At 59.3% G+C, this 16,916-nt stretch carries 14 protein-coding genes; 10 read left to right on the plus strand and 4 right to left on the minus strand.

The window, feature by feature from the left end:
* Positions 1–43: 43 nt before the first annotated feature.
* Both ACZYSM_RS24370 and ACZYSM_RS24375 read right to left on the minus strand, forming a co-directional pair.
* Entirely contained in the window at positions 44–1,495 is a 1,452-nt protein-coding gene (locus tag ACZYSM_RS24370) for an alanine/glycine:cation symporter family protein (protein WP_489075431.1), read from the minus strand.
* A gap of 403 nt (positions 1,496–1,898) precedes the next feature.
* A complete protein-coding gene (locus ACZYSM_RS24375) occupies positions 1,899–3,323 on the minus strand; it encodes an aspartate ammonia-lyase (protein WP_489075433.1) in 1,425 nt (474 codons plus the stop codon).
* A 180-nt stretch (positions 3,324–3,503) separates the two neighbouring features.
* Here ACZYSM_RS24375 and ACZYSM_RS24380 point away from each other — a divergent pair, with 180 nt between their 5' ends.
* The 5 genes from ACZYSM_RS24380 (at position 3,504) to ACZYSM_RS24400 (ending at position 7,321) form a co-directional block, all read left to right on the plus strand.
* Positions 3,504–4,421 (plus strand): LysR substrate-binding domain-containing protein, encoded by a 918-nt coding sequence (locus tag ACZYSM_RS24380; RefSeq protein ID WP_489075435.1) that lies wholly within the window; start codon positions 3,504–3,506, stop codon positions 4,419–4,421.
* Between the two features lie 336 nt (positions 4,422–4,757).
* The gene (gene purE / locus ACZYSM_RS24385; RefSeq protein WP_419114014.1) at positions 4,758–5,249 is read left to right on the plus strand and encodes a 5-(carboxyamino)imidazole ribonucleotide mutase; all 492 of its coding nucleotides are present in this window, start codon (positions 4,758–4,760) and stop codon (positions 5,247–5,249) included.
* 11 nt (positions 5,250–5,260) lie between these two features.
* Positions 5,261–6,343: a 5-(carboxyamino)imidazole ribonucleotide synthase gene (locus ACZYSM_RS24390; protein WP_489075437.1), complete on the plus strand. Its 1,083-nt coding sequence runs from the start codon at positions 5,261–5,263 to the stop codon at positions 6,341–6,343.
* Between the two features lie 107 nt (positions 6,344–6,450).
* Complete coding sequence (locus ACZYSM_RS24395) at positions 6,451–6,696, plus strand: GlsB/YeaQ/YmgE family stress response membrane protein (RefSeq protein ID WP_489075439.1); 246 nt, start codon at positions 6,451–6,453, stop codon at positions 6,694–6,696.
* A gap of 88 nt (positions 6,697–6,784) precedes the next feature.
* On the plus strand, positions 6,785–7,321 hold the full coding sequence (locus ACZYSM_RS24400) for a DUF3299 domain-containing protein (protein WP_489075441.1): 537 nt from the start codon (positions 6,785–6,787) through the stop codon (positions 7,319–7,321).
* A gap of 72 nt (positions 7,322–7,393) precedes the next feature.
* Here the strand turns inward: ACZYSM_RS24400 and ACZYSM_RS24405 are convergent, their stop codons facing one another.
* Positions 7,394–8,293, minus strand: coding sequence for a D-hexose-6-phosphate mutarotase (locus ACZYSM_RS24405; RefSeq protein ID WP_489075443.1), 900 nt, complete (start codon positions 8,291–8,293; stop codon positions 7,394–7,396).
* A gap of 57 nt (positions 8,294–8,350) precedes the next feature.
* Positions 8,351–8,752 carry an acyl-CoA thioesterase gene (locus tag ACZYSM_RS24410; protein WP_150640794.1) on the minus strand — a complete coding sequence of 134 codons (402 nt, stop codon included), beginning with the start codon at positions 8,750–8,752 and terminating at the stop codon, positions 8,351–8,353.
* 520 nt (positions 8,753–9,272) lie between these two features.
* Between ACZYSM_RS24410 and ACZYSM_RS24415 the strand changes: the two genes are divergently transcribed.
* The 5 genes from ACZYSM_RS24415 to pstB all read left to right on the plus strand — a co-directional run bounded on the left by ACZYSM_RS24415 (position 9,273) and on the right by pstB (position 16,885).
* Positions 9,273–10,571: an MFS transporter gene (locus tag ACZYSM_RS24415; protein WP_489075445.1), complete on the plus strand. Its 1,299-nt coding sequence runs from the start codon at positions 9,273–9,275 to the stop codon at positions 10,569–10,571.
* 194 nt (positions 10,572–10,765) lie between these two features.
* Positions 10,766–11,770, plus strand: coding sequence for a phosphate ABC transporter substrate-binding protein PstS (locus tag ACZYSM_RS24420; RefSeq protein ID WP_489075446.1), 1,005 nt, complete (start codon positions 10,766–10,768; stop codon positions 11,768–11,770).
* Between the two features lie 415 nt (positions 11,771–12,185).
* A complete protein-coding gene (locus tag ACZYSM_RS24425; protein WP_489075475.1) occupies positions 12,186–14,219 on the plus strand; it encodes an ABC transporter permease subunit in 2,034 nt (677 codons plus the stop codon).
* A 15-nt stretch (positions 14,220–14,234) separates the two neighbouring features.
* On the plus strand, positions 14,235–15,905 hold the full coding sequence (gene pstA / locus ACZYSM_RS24430; RefSeq protein WP_489075447.1) for a phosphate ABC transporter permease PstA: 1,671 nt from the start codon (positions 14,235–14,237) through the stop codon (positions 15,903–15,905).
* 146 nt (positions 15,906–16,051) lie between these two features.
* Positions 16,052–16,885, plus strand: coding sequence for a phosphate ABC transporter ATP-binding protein PstB (pstB, locus tag ACZYSM_RS24435; protein WP_489075448.1), 834 nt, complete (start codon positions 16,052–16,054; stop codon positions 16,883–16,885).
* Positions 16,886–16,916 lie beyond the last annotated feature (31 nt).

The following is a 16,916-nucleotide window of genomic DNA, read 5'->3' on the forward strand; positions in this document are numbered from 1 at the left end:
GGTGTGTCACCTCAAGCGCAGTGGGATGCGCTCGTTTTTGCGATCAGCGTTGCGCTGTGATCGCGCCTTCAGGTGTTGCCTGAGTCTGAGCGGTTGGTGCCGGCGGATTGGCTGGCCAGGCTTTCAGGTCGAGGTCCAGATCGGGGAACTTGCTGGAGTCGAACACTGGAGTCTTGATGCCCGCAGCGCGTTGGTCATCGTAGTCACGCAGGATGCGCATGCCGACCTTGAACAGCAGGAACAGCGCGATCAGGTTGACGAAGGCTAGCATGGTCATGGTGATGTCAGCGAAGGCGAACACCGTCCCGAGGTTCTCGATCGCGCCCCAGAAGATCAACACCAGTACCAGCACGCGGTAGCCGATCAGCGCCTTGCGGTTGTCGCCGATCAGGAAGCGCAGGTTGCTCTCGCCCAGGTAGTAGTTGTAGAGGATCGAGGTAAACACGAATAACGCCAGCGCGACGCTGATGAACATCCGGCCCCAGTCACCGACTACCGCCGCCAGGGAGTTCTGGGTCAGGGCAATGCCGTCACCTTCAAAACCCGGGGTATAGAAGCCCGACAGCAGAATCAGCAACGCAGTGCAGGTGCAGATCACGAAGGTATCGAGGAACACGCTGAACGCCTGCACCACACCTTGCGCGACCGGGTGCTCGACCTGCGCCACAGCGGCGACGTTCGGCGCACTGCCCAGACCTGCTTCGTTGGCGAACACGCCGCGTTTCACGCCCATGACAATGGCGCTGCCGATCAGGCCACCAAAGGCTTGATCCAGACCGAATGCACTTTTGACGATGGTCATCAGCATGTGCGGGACCTGATCGAATTGCAGCACGATCACGTAGATGGTCACGCCGATGTAGACCAGAGTTTTCACCGGCACCAACAGGTCAGCGACCTTGGCGATACGTTTGATCCCACCAACGAATACCAGACCCAACAGCACAGCCAGACCGATGCCGGTGTAGGTGGTGTCGAGGCCGAAGGCGTTATTCAGCGAGTGGGTCACGGCGTGGGATTGCAGGCCGTTGAAGGCGAAGCCGAAGGTGATCAGCAGCAGGAACGCCATGATCATGCCCAGCCAGCGTTTACCCAGACCATGCTGGATGTAGTACGACGGGCCGCCACGGTACTGGCCTTCGGAGTCGCAGCGCTTGTAGAGCTGGCCGAGGGAGCATTCGAAGAAGCTGCTGGACATGCCGACCAGCGCGGTCACCCACATCCAGAACACCGCACCTGGGCCACCGAGGGTCACGGCAATGCCGACCCCGGCAATGTTGCCCGCACCCACCCGGCCGGCGAGGCTGAGCATCAGTGCCTGGAACGAACTGAGTTGGCCGGCGCTGCTGCGCAAGCTGTTGCCGAACACCGAAAACATGTGGAAAAAGTGACGCAATTGAACGAAACTCGAGCGGATCGTGAAGTAGCTACCGAGCCCGACAATGAGCACGATCAGTACTTTCCCTGAGAGGAAGTCGTTAATGACTTCGAGCATGGAGTATTCCTCGCTGTTTTTTGTGTAGGCAAATGCTGGACGGTCCGACACATCGCGTTACACCAGTTTGCGCACGGCACAACGGGTGGGGCGAAGGTTCGTCCCGGTTCCATATCGCGGGTTGTTATTCGTTCGGGGTTTCGCATGGGTTTGGGCCTCGTTACCGACGACCGCTCATGCGAAGAGGGGCGGCACTATACCGATGAGAGTGCCGTCCGTCTGCACGGTTGTGGTGCAAGCGATAAAACAAAGCTTTGAAACACCTGACTTTTTTGAGCCAGGCTCCCACAGAAGACAGGTTTTCCTGTCAAAAAGTTAAAAAAAAGGGCCTGGAGAGTGATCTCCAAGCCCTCAAAAGGTGAGAGGTGTCTAGTCCCTCATCCTGGTGAGCGTGTTGCAGCGATTAGGCCTTCAGGGGCACCAAACGCGGAGCAATCATGTTTTCCGGGCGCAGAATGTCGGCGAGCATGGCGTCGTCGAGCAAGCCTTCTTCGCGGACCAGCTCCAGCACGCCGCGACCGCTTTCCAGCGCGATGCGGGCGATGCGGGTGGCGTTTTCATAGCCGATGTACGGGTTCAGCGCGGTGACCAGGCCGATCGAGTGCTCGACCAGTTCGCGGCAGCGCTCTTCGTTGGCAGTGATGCCGACGATGCAGTGTTCGCGCAGCATGTCCATGGCGCGTTGCAGCAGACGGATCGAGTCGAAGATCTTGAATGCGATCAATGGCTCCATCACGTTCAGTTGCAACTGGCCGCCTTCGGCCGCGATGGTCAGCGCCAGGTCGTTACCGATGATCTGGAACGCCACTTGGTTAACGGCCTCCGGAATAACCGGGTTGACCTTGCCAGGCATGATCGAGCTGCCCGGCTGACGCGCTGGCAGGTTGATTTCGTTGATGCCGGTGCGTGGGCCGCTGGACAGCAGACGCAGGTCGTTGCAGATCTTCGACAGCTTGACGGCGGTACGCTTGAGCATGCCGGAGAACAGTACGAAGGCGCCCATGTCTGAGGTGGCTTCGATCAGGTCGGCAGCCGGTACCAGCGGTTGACCGCTGATAATCGCCAGGCGGGAAACGGCCAGGTGCTGGTAGCGCGGGTCGGCGTTGATGCCGGTGCCGATCGCTGTACCGCCCAGGTTCACTTCGGTGAGCAACTCAGGCGCCAGCGTCTTCAGGCGAGCCAAGTCTTCACTCAAGGTAGTGGCGAAGGCACGGAATTCCTGGCCGAGGGTCATCGGCACAGCGTCCTGCAGCTGAGTACGGCCCATTTTCAGGACATGGTTGAACTCGACGCCTTTGGCGGCGAACGCCTGGATCAGGCTATCAAGGCTGGCGAGCAGGGCGTCGTGGCCGAGCAGCAGGCCCAGACGGATCGCCGTCGGGTAAGCGTCGTTGGTCGACTGCGCCATGTTCACGTCGTTGTTGGGGTGCAGGTACTGGTATTCGCCCTTGCTGTGGCCCATGGCCTCCAGCGCGATGTTGGCGATGACTTCGTTGGCATTCATGTTGGTTGAAGTGCCAGCGCCGCCCTGAATCATGTCCACCACGAACTCTTCGTGGAAATCGCCGCGGATCAGACGGGCACAGGCTTCGCTGATGGCAGCGTGCTTGGCTTCGCTCAAGTGACCCAGTTCGCGGTTGGCGTCAGCAGCGGCCTGTTTGACCATTGCCAGACCGACGACCAGCTTCGGGTAATGCGAGATCGGAACGCCGGAGAGACGGAAGTTATTCACCGCTCGCAGGGTCTGGATGCCGTAATACGCTTGCGCCGGTACTTCGAGTACGCCAAGCAGGTCTTTTTCTGTGCGGAATGATGCGGCGGAGGACATGATAGAAATCATCTCGATATGGACCCGGTCTGTGCCGGAACGCTGTGAATGCTAGGCTTGTGGAGAATTTTGGGCCAATGCTGTTAAACACTGGCCTATGCACATTCGGCATAATGCCGACGTGACGCCGAGTGTGCGGCGAACGTGTGACCTAAATTGGTGCGTGTCCGGGAGGACGTGATGAATCTGGAAAGCAAATGGCTCGAGGACTTTAGTGCTCTGGCCGCCACCCGCAGTTTCTCCCAGGCTGCCGAGCGGCGCTTCGTGACCCAACCGGCGTTCAGCCGCAGGATCCGCAGTCTTGAGGCCGCATTGGGGTTGCAACTGGTCAACCGCTCGCGCACGCCGATCGAGCTGACGGCGGCGGGCCAGTTGTTTCTGGTGACCGCGCGCACCGTGGTCGAGCAGCTCGGCGAAGTGCTGCGCCATTTACATCATCTTGAAGGTGGGCAGGGTGAAGTGATGCAAGTCGCTGCCGCCCACTCCCTGGCGTTAGGCTTCTTCCCTCGCTGGATCGCGCAACTGCGCAACGAAGGCTTGAACATCGCCACGCGGTTGGTTGCGACCAACGTCGGCGACGCTGTGCATGCCCTGCGCGAAGGTGGCTGTGACCTGATGCTGGCGTTCTACGACCCCGATGCGGCCATGCAAATGGACCCGGAAATCTTCCCCTCGCTGCACCTCGGTCACACCGAAATGCTCCCGGTCTGTGCAGCCGATGCCGACGGCAAACCGCTGTTTGACCTGGAAGGCGAAGCCAGCGTGCCACTGCTGGCTTATAGCGCCGGTGCCTTTCTCGGGCGTTCGGTGAACTTGCTGTTGCGTCAGCGCGCGCTGCGTTTCACCACCATCTATGAAACCGCGATGGCCGACAGCCTGAAAAGCATGGCGCTGGAAGGCCTGGGTATCGCTTGGGTGCCCCAGCTCAGCGTGCGCGCCGAGCTGGCGCGCGGTGAGCTGGTGGTTTGCGGTGGTCCGCAATGGCATGTGCCGCTGGAGATCCGTTTGTACCGCTGTGCCCTGGTGCGCAAGGCCAACGTACGGTTGTTGTGGCGCAAGCTGGAAGGAGGGTCGGCACAGGGCGCAACCAGCTCTTGAGGCAGTCGAAGAAACCCGTGGGAGCGAGCCTGCTCGCGATGACGGACTGGCATTCAACATCAAGGGTGACTGTCCCGACGCTATCGCGAGCAGGCTCGCTCCCACAAGGGAACTGCGGCGTGTATTGGCTGACCTTGAAGTCAATAAAACCGGCACTTTGCGCCGTATGACAGATGGTCGCAACGGGGGCTGTTTATCTGCTTCTTTGAGGTATACTGCGCGGCCTTCGGCCGGTCCAAACCGGCCTTAATTCGTATAACAAGCCACGCCGGTTACCCCGCGTGGCTTGTTGTTTTTTGACGCGCCTGCGGGCGCCCAGAGAGAAGAGGCACGACGATGAGTGCACTGGTTGGCGTGATCATGGGCTCCAAGTCCGATTGGTCCACCCTTAGCCACACCGCCGATATGCTGGAAAAGCTCGGCATCCCTTACGAGGTGAAAGTGGTCTCTGCCCACCGCACCCCGGACCTGCTGTTCCAGTACGCTGAAGAGGCCGAAGCGCGTGGCATCGAGGTGATCATTGCCGGTGCCGGTGGCGCTGCCCACTTGCCGGGCATGTGTGCGGCCAAAACGCACCTGCCGGTACTGGGCGTGCCGGTGCAGTCGTCGATGCTGTCGGGCGTCGATTCGCTGCTGTCCATCGTGCAGATGCCCGCGGGCATTCCGGTTGCCACGCTGGCGATCGGCAAGGCAGGCGCAATCAATGCCGCGCTATTGTCCGCGAGCATCCTCGGCGCCAAACACCCACAATTCCATTCCGTGCTGAAAAAATTCCGCGCTGAGCAGACAGACAGCGTCCTGGAAAATCCAGACCCACGCATCGCCTGAGGTTTTTGACGATGAAGATCGGTGTAATCGGTGGCGGCCAGTTGGGCCGCATGTTGGCTTTGGCGGGTACACCGCTGGGGATGAGCTTCGCTTTCCTGGACCCGGCGCCGGATGCCTGCGCAGCGGCGTTGGGCGAACACCTGCGGGCCGATTACGGCGATCAGGACCACTTGCGGCAGTTGGCCGATGAAGTGGATCTGGTGACCTTCGAGTTCGAAAGCGTCCCGGCTGAAACCGTGGCCTTCCTGTCGCAGTTCGTACCGGTCTACCCGAGCGCCGAAGCCTTGCGCATCGCCCGGGATCGCTGGTTCGAAAAGAGCATGTTCAAGGACCTCGATATTCCGACCCCGGCGTTCGCCGACATCCAGTCGCAAGCTGATCTGGATGCGGCGGTGACCAGCATTGGTCTGCCGGCAGTCCTGAAGACTCGCACTCTGGGTTATGACGGCAAGGGCCAGAAGGTTCTGCGTAGCGCCTCCGACGTGGTGGGTACTTTTGCCGAACTGGGCAGCGTTGCCTGCCTGCTGGAAGGTTTCGTGCCGTTCACTGGCGAAGTCTCGCTGATCGCCGTGCGTGCCCGCGATGGCGAAACGAAGTTCTACCCGTTGGTACACAACACCCACGACAACGGCATTCTGCGTCTGTCCGTGGTCAGTACCGATCATCCGCTGCAGGCCCTGGCCGAAGACTATTCGAGCCGCGTGCTCAAGCAGCTGGATTACGTCGGAGTGATGGCGTTCGAGTTCTTTGAAGTCGACGGCGGCCTCAAGGCCAATGAAATCGCTCCGCGTGTGCACAACTCCGGACACTGGACCACCGAAGGCGCCGAGTGCAGCCAGTTCGAAAACCACCTGCGGGCGGTGGCCGGTCTGCCGCTGGGTTCGACCGCGAAGGTCGGCGAGAGCGCGATGCTTAACTTCATCGGTGAAGTACCGGCCGTGGAAAAAGTCATCTCCATTGCTGATTGCCATCTGCACCACTACGGCAAGGCGTTCAAGATCGGTCGCAAGGTCGGTCACGCCACCCTGCGCTGCGCTGACAAGGCCACTCTTGAGCAGCAGATCCTCAAGGTCGAAGCGCTGATCGCTGAGTAACAATCTCTGGTGCGGTCGGGAACCATTCGAGGGCCGTCAACCTCTGATGGCAGGATGTCAAAGCCTGTCTAGGCTTTGGCATAACCACTCCATACAGAGGAAATGCCATGCATATTATCGGAACCATCTTTATCGGCTTGATCGTTGGTCTGCTGGCACGCTTCCTGAAACCGGGCGATGACAGCATGGGCTGGATCATGACCATCCTGCTCGGTATCGGTGGTTCGCTGGCGGCGACCTATGGTGGCCAGGCGCTGGGCATCTATCAGGCGGGCCAAGGTGCGGGCTTCATCGGCGCACTGGTAGGCGCGATCGTGTTGCTGGTGATTTACGGCCTGATCAAAAAGAGCTGATTTAAGCGACAAAGTCCTCTCTGTGCTGCGCACGGAGAGGGCTAGAATATTCGGCGACTCATCGTCCCTTCCTTTTACCGAGCCTGTTATGCGCCGTCTTCTGTTGACTCTCCTCTTGCTGGGCAGTGGCCTGGCCCGTGCCGGCGAACTGCCGGAAACCGACTGGCTCGAACTGATGCCCAAGTCGGATCAGAAAGCCCTCGAACAAATGCCGGAAATCGACCATAACTCGCCCGAATCTAATGGGACCTTCACCGACAAGGGTGGTTTGAAGCAGAGCAAAGGCCTGCCCGCAGTGATGTATTCGACCAAAACCGTGGCAGCGATGAATGACAAGAACATCCGTATCGGGGGCTATCCGGTGCCGCTGGAAACGGATGCCAAAGGTCGCAGCACGCTGTTCTTCCTGGTGCCATACCCAGGCGCCTGCATCCACGTGCCGCCACCACCACCCAATCAACTGGTGCTGGTGCGTTATCCGAAGGGTTTGAAGCTGGACGACATCTACACGCCGCTGTGGGTGACCGGCACGCTGAAAGTCGAGAAGGTCAACAATGACCTGGCTGATGCGGCCTATGCGCTGGATGCGGCGACGGTGCGTGCGGTGAAAGAGTCGGATCTGTAACAGTGCCAGTCATTCTGGCACCGATTTAATGTGGGAAGGGCCGGGCGACGTTCCCACATTGGTTTCGTGGTGTTAGAGGGGCTTGCTCGCCACACTCACACCCAGCGTATGCTTCGCCCCCGGCGCCAGGGTCACCACGTCACCCATCACATTCGCCGTTTCGATGCACAGCATGCGCTGCCAGCCATCGTCGGCCATGTCGCTCAATTGTTTGGCGCGTTCGATCCAGGGATTCCAGATCACCGCCGAGCGTGAGCCGCGGCCGGTCAGCTGAATGCGCCGTTCCCAGGTTGGGTCAACGATGCTCAGCTGTTCAGGCGTATCGAGGTAGATGCGGTCGGTTTCACCGCTAAAACGCAGGTCGCCGGCCTGAACACAGGTTTTCCAGTCGTCCAGGGTTTCGATATAGCTCAGCCCGTCCAGCCCTTCGACGTGCACATTGCGCACATCGCTGACGGCAAAGTAGCTGTGCAGCGCCTGGCTGATGCTCACGCTTTCAGCGCCCAGGTTGTGGCTGGTGAGGCTGATGTGCAGCTGCTCATCCAGACGAATATTCAGCTTCAACTCAACCTGGTGCGGCCAGCCCGGCAAGCCGTCTTCGGGCAGTGGTAGGACGAATTCGACTTTCAGGTTTTCACCTTCAGCTTCAATCTCGCCCAACTCCCAGTCCATCGCCCTTACCAAACCGTGGGCGGTAGCAGGTTCAGTGCTCTGGCGCATGTCCTGAACACTTTGCGGGTTACGTGCCAGATTGCCGAACCACGGCCAGCACACCGGAACACCGGCACGAATGCTCTTGCCGGTTTTGAACTCGGCCTCATCGTTGAGCCAGATCAGCGGCGGTTGCCCGGCTACCTGATAGCTGAGGATGTGCGCGCCTTGCTGGGCCACCAGCAGTTCGGCCTGACCGTGGCGGATGCGCCAGCAGTTCAGTTCATCCAGTTTCACGGCTTCAACGTTGGGCGTAGGCATGCTGCAGATCTCACTCAGGAACAATGACTGCAATGGACCCGCAAAGGGCCCATGAGTTTAACGTCGTGGCGGCACCGACCGGGTACGGCCGCTGCCATCGATGGCGACGAAGACAAACACGGCTTCAGTCACTTTACGCCATTCGCTGGACAGGGGATCGTCGCTCCAGACCTCGACCATCATTTGAATCGAGCTGCGACCGATTTCCAGCGCCTGGGTATAGAAGGACAGTTGCGCGCCAACCGCGACCGGCACCAGAAACGCCATGCGATCAATCGCTACCGTTGCGACGCGTCCGCCGGCGACTTTGCTGGCCATCGCCGTGCCGGCCAGGTCCATTTGCGCGACCAGCCAACCGCCGAAAATATCGCCAAAGCCGTTGGTTTCGCGAGGAAGTGCAGTGATTTGCAGGGCCAGATCGCCTTGCGGAATAGGATCTTCTTGTTCGAGCTCAATCATGCCGGGGGTGCCTCTGACCCGTAACTCTTCGTTTTATTGCGGGTGAATAGCCGTCTTAAGAAAAAACGATTCAGCCCGAACATACTACGTTCGTCACGTTCTTCGTAAGGCGTACTAAAGGGAAACTCTGCGAAACCGGCTGGCTCAGGCACTGTGAAAACTACTGCGCTCAGCAATCCAGCGTTAAAAACAGGCTCGGACTGCTCATTTACAACCCGTAAACTCCGCGTCCTCGCCTGTTTTTGCCTTGTCTTGCTTTCGCTCGCTACGTTTTCACACCACCTGAGTGCGCCCAACGGCGTTTTCGCACAGCAACCCTTCCAACGTGCGGGTGTATATCCGCAGATTGCGAGTATATCGATCGGTAGACCCCGCGACGACCGTCCGGTTCTCATTTTGACCATCAATTACGCTCATCTATGTGCTTTTTCGAACAATTTGTTATCGTGCCGAACCTGCCAGGCCCCAACCAGCGCTGTTGCGGCTTCCAGACCTGACTATAAAAAGAGATGCCCTTGCCATGACCAGTGTGCCCTCGAGCATTGCGCAGCCTGCGCAACCCACACGTCCGTTGACCCGCAACGACTACAAGACTTTGTCGCTTTCTGCCTTGGGTGGGGCATTGGAGTTTTACGACTTCATTATTTTCGTGTTCTTCGCCACGGTGGTCGGCAAGCTGTTCTTCCCGGCAGATATGCCGGAGTGGCTGCGCCTGATGCAGACCTTCGGGATTTTCGCTGCCGGATATCTGGCCCGACCGCTGGGCGGCATCGTTATGGCGCACTTCGGCGACCTGCTGGGACGCAAGAAGATGTTCACCCTGAGCATTTTCATGATGGCCGTGCCAACGCTGATCATGGGTTTGCTGCCGACTTACGCACAGATCGGCATGTGGGCGCCGATTCTCTTGCTGCTGATGCGAGTGATCCAGGGCGCGGCCATTGGCGGTGAAGTGCCTGGGGCTTGGGTATTTGTGTCCGAACACGTACCGCAGCGGCACATTGGTTACGCCTGCGGCACGCTGACGTCCGGCCTGACCGCCGGGATCCTGCTCGGTTCGCTGGTCGCAACGGTGATCAACAGCATTTATACCCCGACCGAAGTCTTCGATTACGCCTGGCGTATCCCGTTCCTGCTGGGTGGGGTATTCGGTCTGTTTTCGGTGTACCTGCGTCGCTGGCTGCACGAAACCCCGGTATTCGCCGAGCTGCAACTGCGCAAAGCCCTGGCCGAAGAAGTGCCGTTGCGCGCCGTGCTACGCGACCATCGCGGGGCGATCGTGATCTCGATGCTGCTGACCTGGTTGCTCTCTGCCGGGATCATCGTGGTCATTCTGATGACTCCGACCGTATTGCAGACTATCTACCACTTCTCGGCGACCACCGCGTTGCAGGCCAACAGTCTGGCGATCGTGTTTCTGAGTCTGGGGTGTGTCGCGTCGGGCGCGCTGGCTGATCGTTTCGGCGCGGGCAGGGTGTTCGTGTTCGGTAGCGGGGCGCTGTTACTGACGTCGTGGACCTTTTATCACAGCCTGTTCAACCACCCTGACTGGCTGTTCCCGCTGTACTCGCTGACCGGTTTGTTCGTTGGCACCATCGGCGCGGTGCCATTCGTGATGGTCAAGGCGTTCCCGGCGGCAGTGCGCTTCAGCGGTTTGTCATTCTCCTACAACCTGGCCTACGCGATTTTCGGCGGCCTGACCCCGATGATCGTCACCTTGCTGCTCAAGGAGAGCCCGATGGGCCCCGCCTATTATGTTGCAATAATTTGCAGCATGGGCCTGTTGGTTGGGCTGTATCTGTGGAAGAAGGGCCGTTGATGTAGGAGCTGCCGCAGGCTGCGATCTTGGCGATTTTCACCGCGCCCACAAATCTCAAACCTTCACCCAAAAGGCCAGCCCTCCAACCAAATGCTGGCCTTTCATCTAATTGTCACATTCCAGTCATAGAGTGTTCACACGGCCTGCCGATACTTGGCCCCGACTTAACACACCCTATTTGCTAGGAGTAAGGCATGAAACTGAAGCGTTTGATGGCGGCAATGACTTTCGTCGCTGCTGGCGTTGCGACTGCCAATGCGGTCGCCGCTGGTGTTGACCCGGCTATTAAGCCTTATGTAAAGGCCACCGGTGTGTCGGGCAACCTGTCCAGCGTCGGCTCCGATACCCTGGCGAACCTGATGACGCTGTGGGCCGAGAACTACAAAAAAGAATACCCGAACGTAAACATTCAGATTCAGGCTGCTGGCTCCGCCACTGCTCCACCTGCGCTGACTGAAGGCACCTCGAACCTGGGTCCGATGAGCCGCAAGATGAAAGACACCGAACTGGCTGCCTTTGAGCAGAAGTACGGTTACAAGCCGACCGCTATCCCGGTCGCTGTGGATGCCCTGGCCGTGTTCGTGCACAAGGACAACCCGATCAAGCACCTGACCATGGAACAAGTCGACGCAATCTTCTCCTCGACTCGTCTGTGCGGCGCCAAAGCTGAAGTGAAAACCTGGGGTGACCTGGGTGTGACTGGCGACCTGGCCAACAAGCCAGTTCAACTGTTCGGTCGTAACTCGGTATCCGGCACCTACGGCTACTTCAAAGAAGAAGCCCTGTGCAAAGGCGACTACAAGCCAAACGTCAACGAACAACCAGGTTCGGCTTCGGTCGTACAATCGATCAGCAGCTCGCTGAACGGTATCGGTTACTCGGGCATCGGCTACAAAACCGCTAGCGTGAAGACCGTGGCTCTGTCCAAAAAAGGCAGCACTGAGTTCATCGAAGACAGCGAAGAAAACGCTCTGAACGGCAAATACCCGCTGTCGCGCTTCCTCTACGTCTACGTCAACAAAGCCCCGAACAAGCCTCTGGCCCCGCTGGAAGCTGAGTTCGTGAAACTGGTTCTGTCCAAACAGGGCCAGGAAGTGGTTGTGAAAGACGGCTACATCCCTCTGCCAGCCAAGGTTGCTGCAAAAGCACTGGCTGACCTGGGTCTGCAGGAAGGCGGCGCTGAAGTCGCAAAAAAGTAACACCTGAGCCTGGGTCGTGACCCAGGCTGCATCACTCCGGCGGGGGTCTGTTCGACCTGGACCCCTGCCCCTAATTTTCGATCCGCTGCCAGCTCTGCTTCGCGGCGGATTTTTTGCGTCACTGCATTGTCATGTTTTTGTCATAAAGGATCGCTAGGGTGAGCGCATGAATGATCTGGCCAATTCCACCATGACTACCAATCCCCCCAAGCGAATTGACTTCAATACGCCTGAGCTACAACGCAAGCGTCGTATCCGTGCGCTTAAAGACCGCCTGACCCGCTGGTACGTGCTGATAGGCGGTCTGGCCGTCCTCGGCGCGATCACTTTGATCTTTTTCTTCCTCGGTTACGTCGTGATGCCGCTATTCCAGGGCGCTGACCTGACCGCCAAGGAATCCATCAGCCCTGCCTGGATGCAAGACGCCGGCAAGCCGTTGATGATCTCCCTGGAAGAGCAGAATCAGGTTGCGATGCGGGTTTCCGACAAAGGTCAGGCGTTGTTCTTCGACGTCGACAGTGGTGCCGAATTGAGCCGCGTGAACCTGCCGATTCCGGCCGGCGTCAGCGTGACATCCATTGGTGAAGACCAGCCGGGGCATCCGTTGGTGGTGGTTGGCTTGTCCAACGGCCAGGCTCTGGTGTTCCGCCACACTTATAAAGTCAGCTACCCGGATGGCAAGAAGACCATCTCGCCGGCCATCGAATACCCGTACGGTGAAACGCCGATCGCGCTGAACGAGCAAGGCGGCGCCCTTGAGCACGTCAGCCTCAACGCGACCGAATCGGCGCTGGTGGTTGCCGGTTCTACCGGTCCGCAGCTGCACGTGCTGTCGCTGACAAAAGAAGAAAACATGATGACTGGTGAAGTCACCAGTGATCAGACCCGCATCGAACTGCCGCAAATGACCGAAACGGTCAAAGCGATCTTCATCGACCCACGCCAGCAATGGTTGTACGTGGTCAACGGTCGAGCCCAGGCCGATGTGTTCAGCCTGCGCGACAAGAGCCTCAACGGTCGCTACAAGCTGCTCGAAGATGGCACTGCCGAAGTGACTGCCAGTACCCAACTGGTGGGCGGCATCTCGTTGATCATCGGTAACTCCAAAGGTGGCCTGGCCCAGTGGTTCATGGCCCGCGACCCGGATGGCGAGCAGCGTCTGAAGCAGATCCGGACCTTCCAGATGGGCACTACGCCGATCGTTGAGATTACCGCTGAAGAGCGTCGCAAAGGCTTCATCGCGCTGGACGCCTCCGGTAAGCTCGGTGTGTTCCACAGCACCGCCCACCGCACCTTGCTGGTTGAGCCTGTGGTCGACGGCGCCGGCATCTTCGGTCTGTCGCCTCGGGCTAACCGCGTCATCGTCGAACAGGGCGGCAAGCTGCAACCGCTGCTGCTGGACAACCCGCACCCGGAAGTTTCCTGGAGCGCGTTGTGGAGCAAGGTCTGGTACGAAAACTACGACGAGCCTAAATACGTCTGGCAATCGACCGCCGCCAACACCGACTTCGAACCCAAGCTGAGCCTCTCGCCACTGACCTTCGGTACGCTGAAAGCGGCGTTCTACGCCATGCTGCTGGCTGCACCGCTGGCCGTCGCTGCCGCTATTTACACCGCCTACTTCATGGCTCCGGGCATGCGCCGCAAGGTCAAACCAGTCATCGAACTGATGGAAGCGATGCCGACGGTGATCCTCGGCTTCTTCGCCGGTCTGTTTCTGGCGCCGTATGTCGAAGGCCATCTGCCAGGGATCTTCAGCCTGCTGCTGTTGATGCCGGTCGGCATCCTGGTCGCCGGTTTCGCCTTCAGTCGCTTGCCTGAATCGCTGCGCGTGCGGGTGCCGGACGGCTGGGAAAGCGCGATCCTGATTCCGGTGATCCTGTTCGTGGGCTGGCTCTCGCTGTACATGAGCCCGTACATGGAAACCTGGTTCTTCGGCGGCGACATGCGCATGTGGATCTCCCACGACCTGGGCATCACCTACGACCAGCGCAACGCCCTGGTAGTCGGTCTGGCCATGGGCTTCGCGGTCATTCCGAACATCTATTCGATTGCTGAAGACGCTGTGTTCAGTGTGCCGCGCGGCCTGACGTTGGGTTCGCTGGCGCTGGGTGCTACGCCATGGCAGACCATGACTCGCGTGGTGATTCTCACCGCCAGCCCGGGCATTTTCTCGGCATTGATGATTGGCATGGGCCGTGCGGTCGGTGAAACCATGATCGTGCTGATGGCCACCGGCAACACCCCGGTCATGGAAATGAACCTGTTCGAAGGCCTGCGCACACTGGCTGCCAACGTCGCGGTGGAAATGCCCGAATCGGAAGTCGGTGGCAGCCACTACCGTGTGCTGTTCCTCTCGGCGCTAGTGCTGCTGTTGTTCACCTTCATCATGAACACCCTCGCCGAGCTGATCCGTCAGCGTCTGCGCAAGAAATACTCGTCGCTTTAAGAAAGGTAGAAGTCTGTGAAACAGAACTCCCTAAAAGGCTGGTTCAAGAGCGGCGCCCCCGGCGTCTGGATCAGCGGTGGTGCGGTGTCCATCGCGGTCATCATGACCATCGGTCTGCTGGCAGTAATTGCCGTGCGCGGTCTGGGCCATTTCTGGCCGGCGGACCTGATGCACGCCAGTTACGACGTGCCGAACCAGGCCAATCACATCGTCATCGGCGAAGTGGTGCAGAAGGAAGAAGTGCCCCGTGAGCGCCTGAAAAGTGCTGGCTTGCCAGTACCCGATCAAGGCCCGGAGTTCATGACCCGCGAGCTGATCAAGGTCGGCAACCGTGACCTGAACGGCAACGACTTCACCTGGACCGTCGGCGAGTGGCTGACCAACCAGACTACGCCGCCGGAACTGATGACCATCGAGCGTCGTGAGTGGGGTAACTTCTACGGCTACCTGGTCAACGTCAAACAGGACGGCAAGGTCATCGCTGAAGGCGAGGCTGCATGGCCGGAGCTGCAAGCCCGTGTCGACCGCGTCAACAAGCTCGCTGCGCAACTGAAAGTTCTCGAGAAGACTGACATCGGCGCCATCAACTCCGGCCTCGAACGTCTGCGTCTGCATGCTCGCAAGCTGGAACTGGCCGGCACCCTTGACGCTGCCGCTCAGGCAGATATGGACGGCGAACGCGCCGAACTGAACAATCGCTACCAGGCTGTCGAAGCGCAACTCAGTGACCTTCACACGCAGTTCAACCGCGACAGCCTCACGGCCCGCGATGCCAACGGCAAAGAAGTGGAAATCGGTATCGGCAAAGTGGTTCACGCCTACCAGCCGAACGCCATGAGCACGCTGACTAAAGTCGGTTTCTACTTCAGCAAGGTCTGGGAATTCCTCAGCGACGATCCGCGTGAAGCCAACACCGAAGGCGGGATCTTCCCGGCGATTTTCGGCACCGTGATGATGACCCTGATCATGGCCATGATCGTTACCCCGTTCGGCGTGCTGGCGGCGGTCTACCTGCGTGAATATGCACGCCAGGGCCCAATGACCCGACTGATCCGCATCGCCGTGAACAACCTGGCGGGTGTACCTGCCATCGTTTACGGCGTGTTCGGTCTGGGCTTCTTCGTCTACGTACTGGGCGGCTCGGTGGACCGGATATTCTTCCCTGAAGCCTTGCCAGCGCCGACCTTTGGTACGCCGGGCTTGCTGTGGGCATCCTTGACCTTGGCGCTGCTGGCGGTGCCGGTGGTGATCGTCGCCACGGAAGAAGGCCTGGCACGGATTCCTCGCACCGTGCGTGAAGGTTCGTTGGCGTTGGGCGCGACCAAGGCGGAAACGCTGTGGAAGATCGTTCTGCCGATGGCCAGCCCGGCGATGATGACCGGCATGATCCTCGCCGTGGCCCGCGCCGCCGGTGAAGTGGCGCCGCTGATGCTCGTAGGTGTGGTGAAACTGGCGCCATCGCTGCCGGTGGATGGCAACTACCCATACCTGCACCTGGACCAGAAGATCATGCACCTGGGCTTCCATATTTATGACGTCGGCTTCCAGAGCCCGAACGTCGAAGCCGCACGGCCGCTGGTATACGCCACGGCGCTGCTGCTGGTGCTGGTGATCGCCACGCTCAACCTGACGGCAGTGTGGATTCGTAACCACCTGCGCGAGAAATACAAAGCGCTGGATAGCTGATTTCATGCAGTACTGATTTTTCTGTGGGAGCGAGCCTGCTCGCGATGGCATCACTGCGGTTTCAGACTTAAACCGCGTCGCCTGTATCGCGAGCAGGCTCGCTCCCACAAAAACCGAAACGAATTTGTTAGCGTAGGGAGCATCCCATGCAGCACGAAACCCATACCCACGGCATCAACATGTCCGCCTTGGGTCGCGACAAGCAAAGCCTGAGCCTGGCGCAAGAAACCGTCGCCATCGAAGTGCCAGGCCTGAGCCTGTACTACGGCGACAAACAAGCATTGTTCGACGTCAGCATGAACATCCCCAAGCAGCGTGTGACCGCTTTCATCGGCCCGTCCGGCTGCGGCAAGTCGACCCTGCTGCGCACCTTCAACCGGATGAATGATCTGGTCGACGGCTGCCGCGTGGAAGGCGAAATCAACCTGTACGGCAACAACATCTACCGCAAGGGTGAAGACGTCGCCGAGCTGCGTCGCCGGGTCGGGATGGTGTTCCAGAAGCCTAACCCGTTCCCGAAAACCATCTATGAAAACGTGGTCTACGGCCTGCGCATTCAAGGCATCAACAAAAAGCGTGTGCTCGACGAAGCGGTCGAATGGGCGCTCAAGGGCGCGGCGCTGTGGGAGGAGGTCAAGGACCGTCTGCACGAGTCGGCACTGGGCCTGTCCGGTGGTCAGCAACAACGTCTGGTGATCGCCCGCACCATCGCTGTGGAGCCGGAAGTCCTGCTGCTCGACGAACCGTGCTCGGCTCTGGACCCTATCTCGACGCTGAAAGTGGAAGAGCTGATCTACGAGCTGAAATCCAAATTCACCATCGTCATCGTCACACACAACATGCAACAAGCCGCTCGGGTCTCCGACTACACGGCGTTCATGTACATGGGCAAACTGGTGGAGTTCGGCGACACCGACACCCTGTTTACCAATCCGGCGAAGAAGCAGACCGAAGACTACATCACTGGTCGTTACGGCTAGGAAGCCTTCGTGGCTCACTGAACCAACGCTG

The sequence above is a fragment of the Pseudomonas sp. F220 genome, assembly GCF_057813935.1.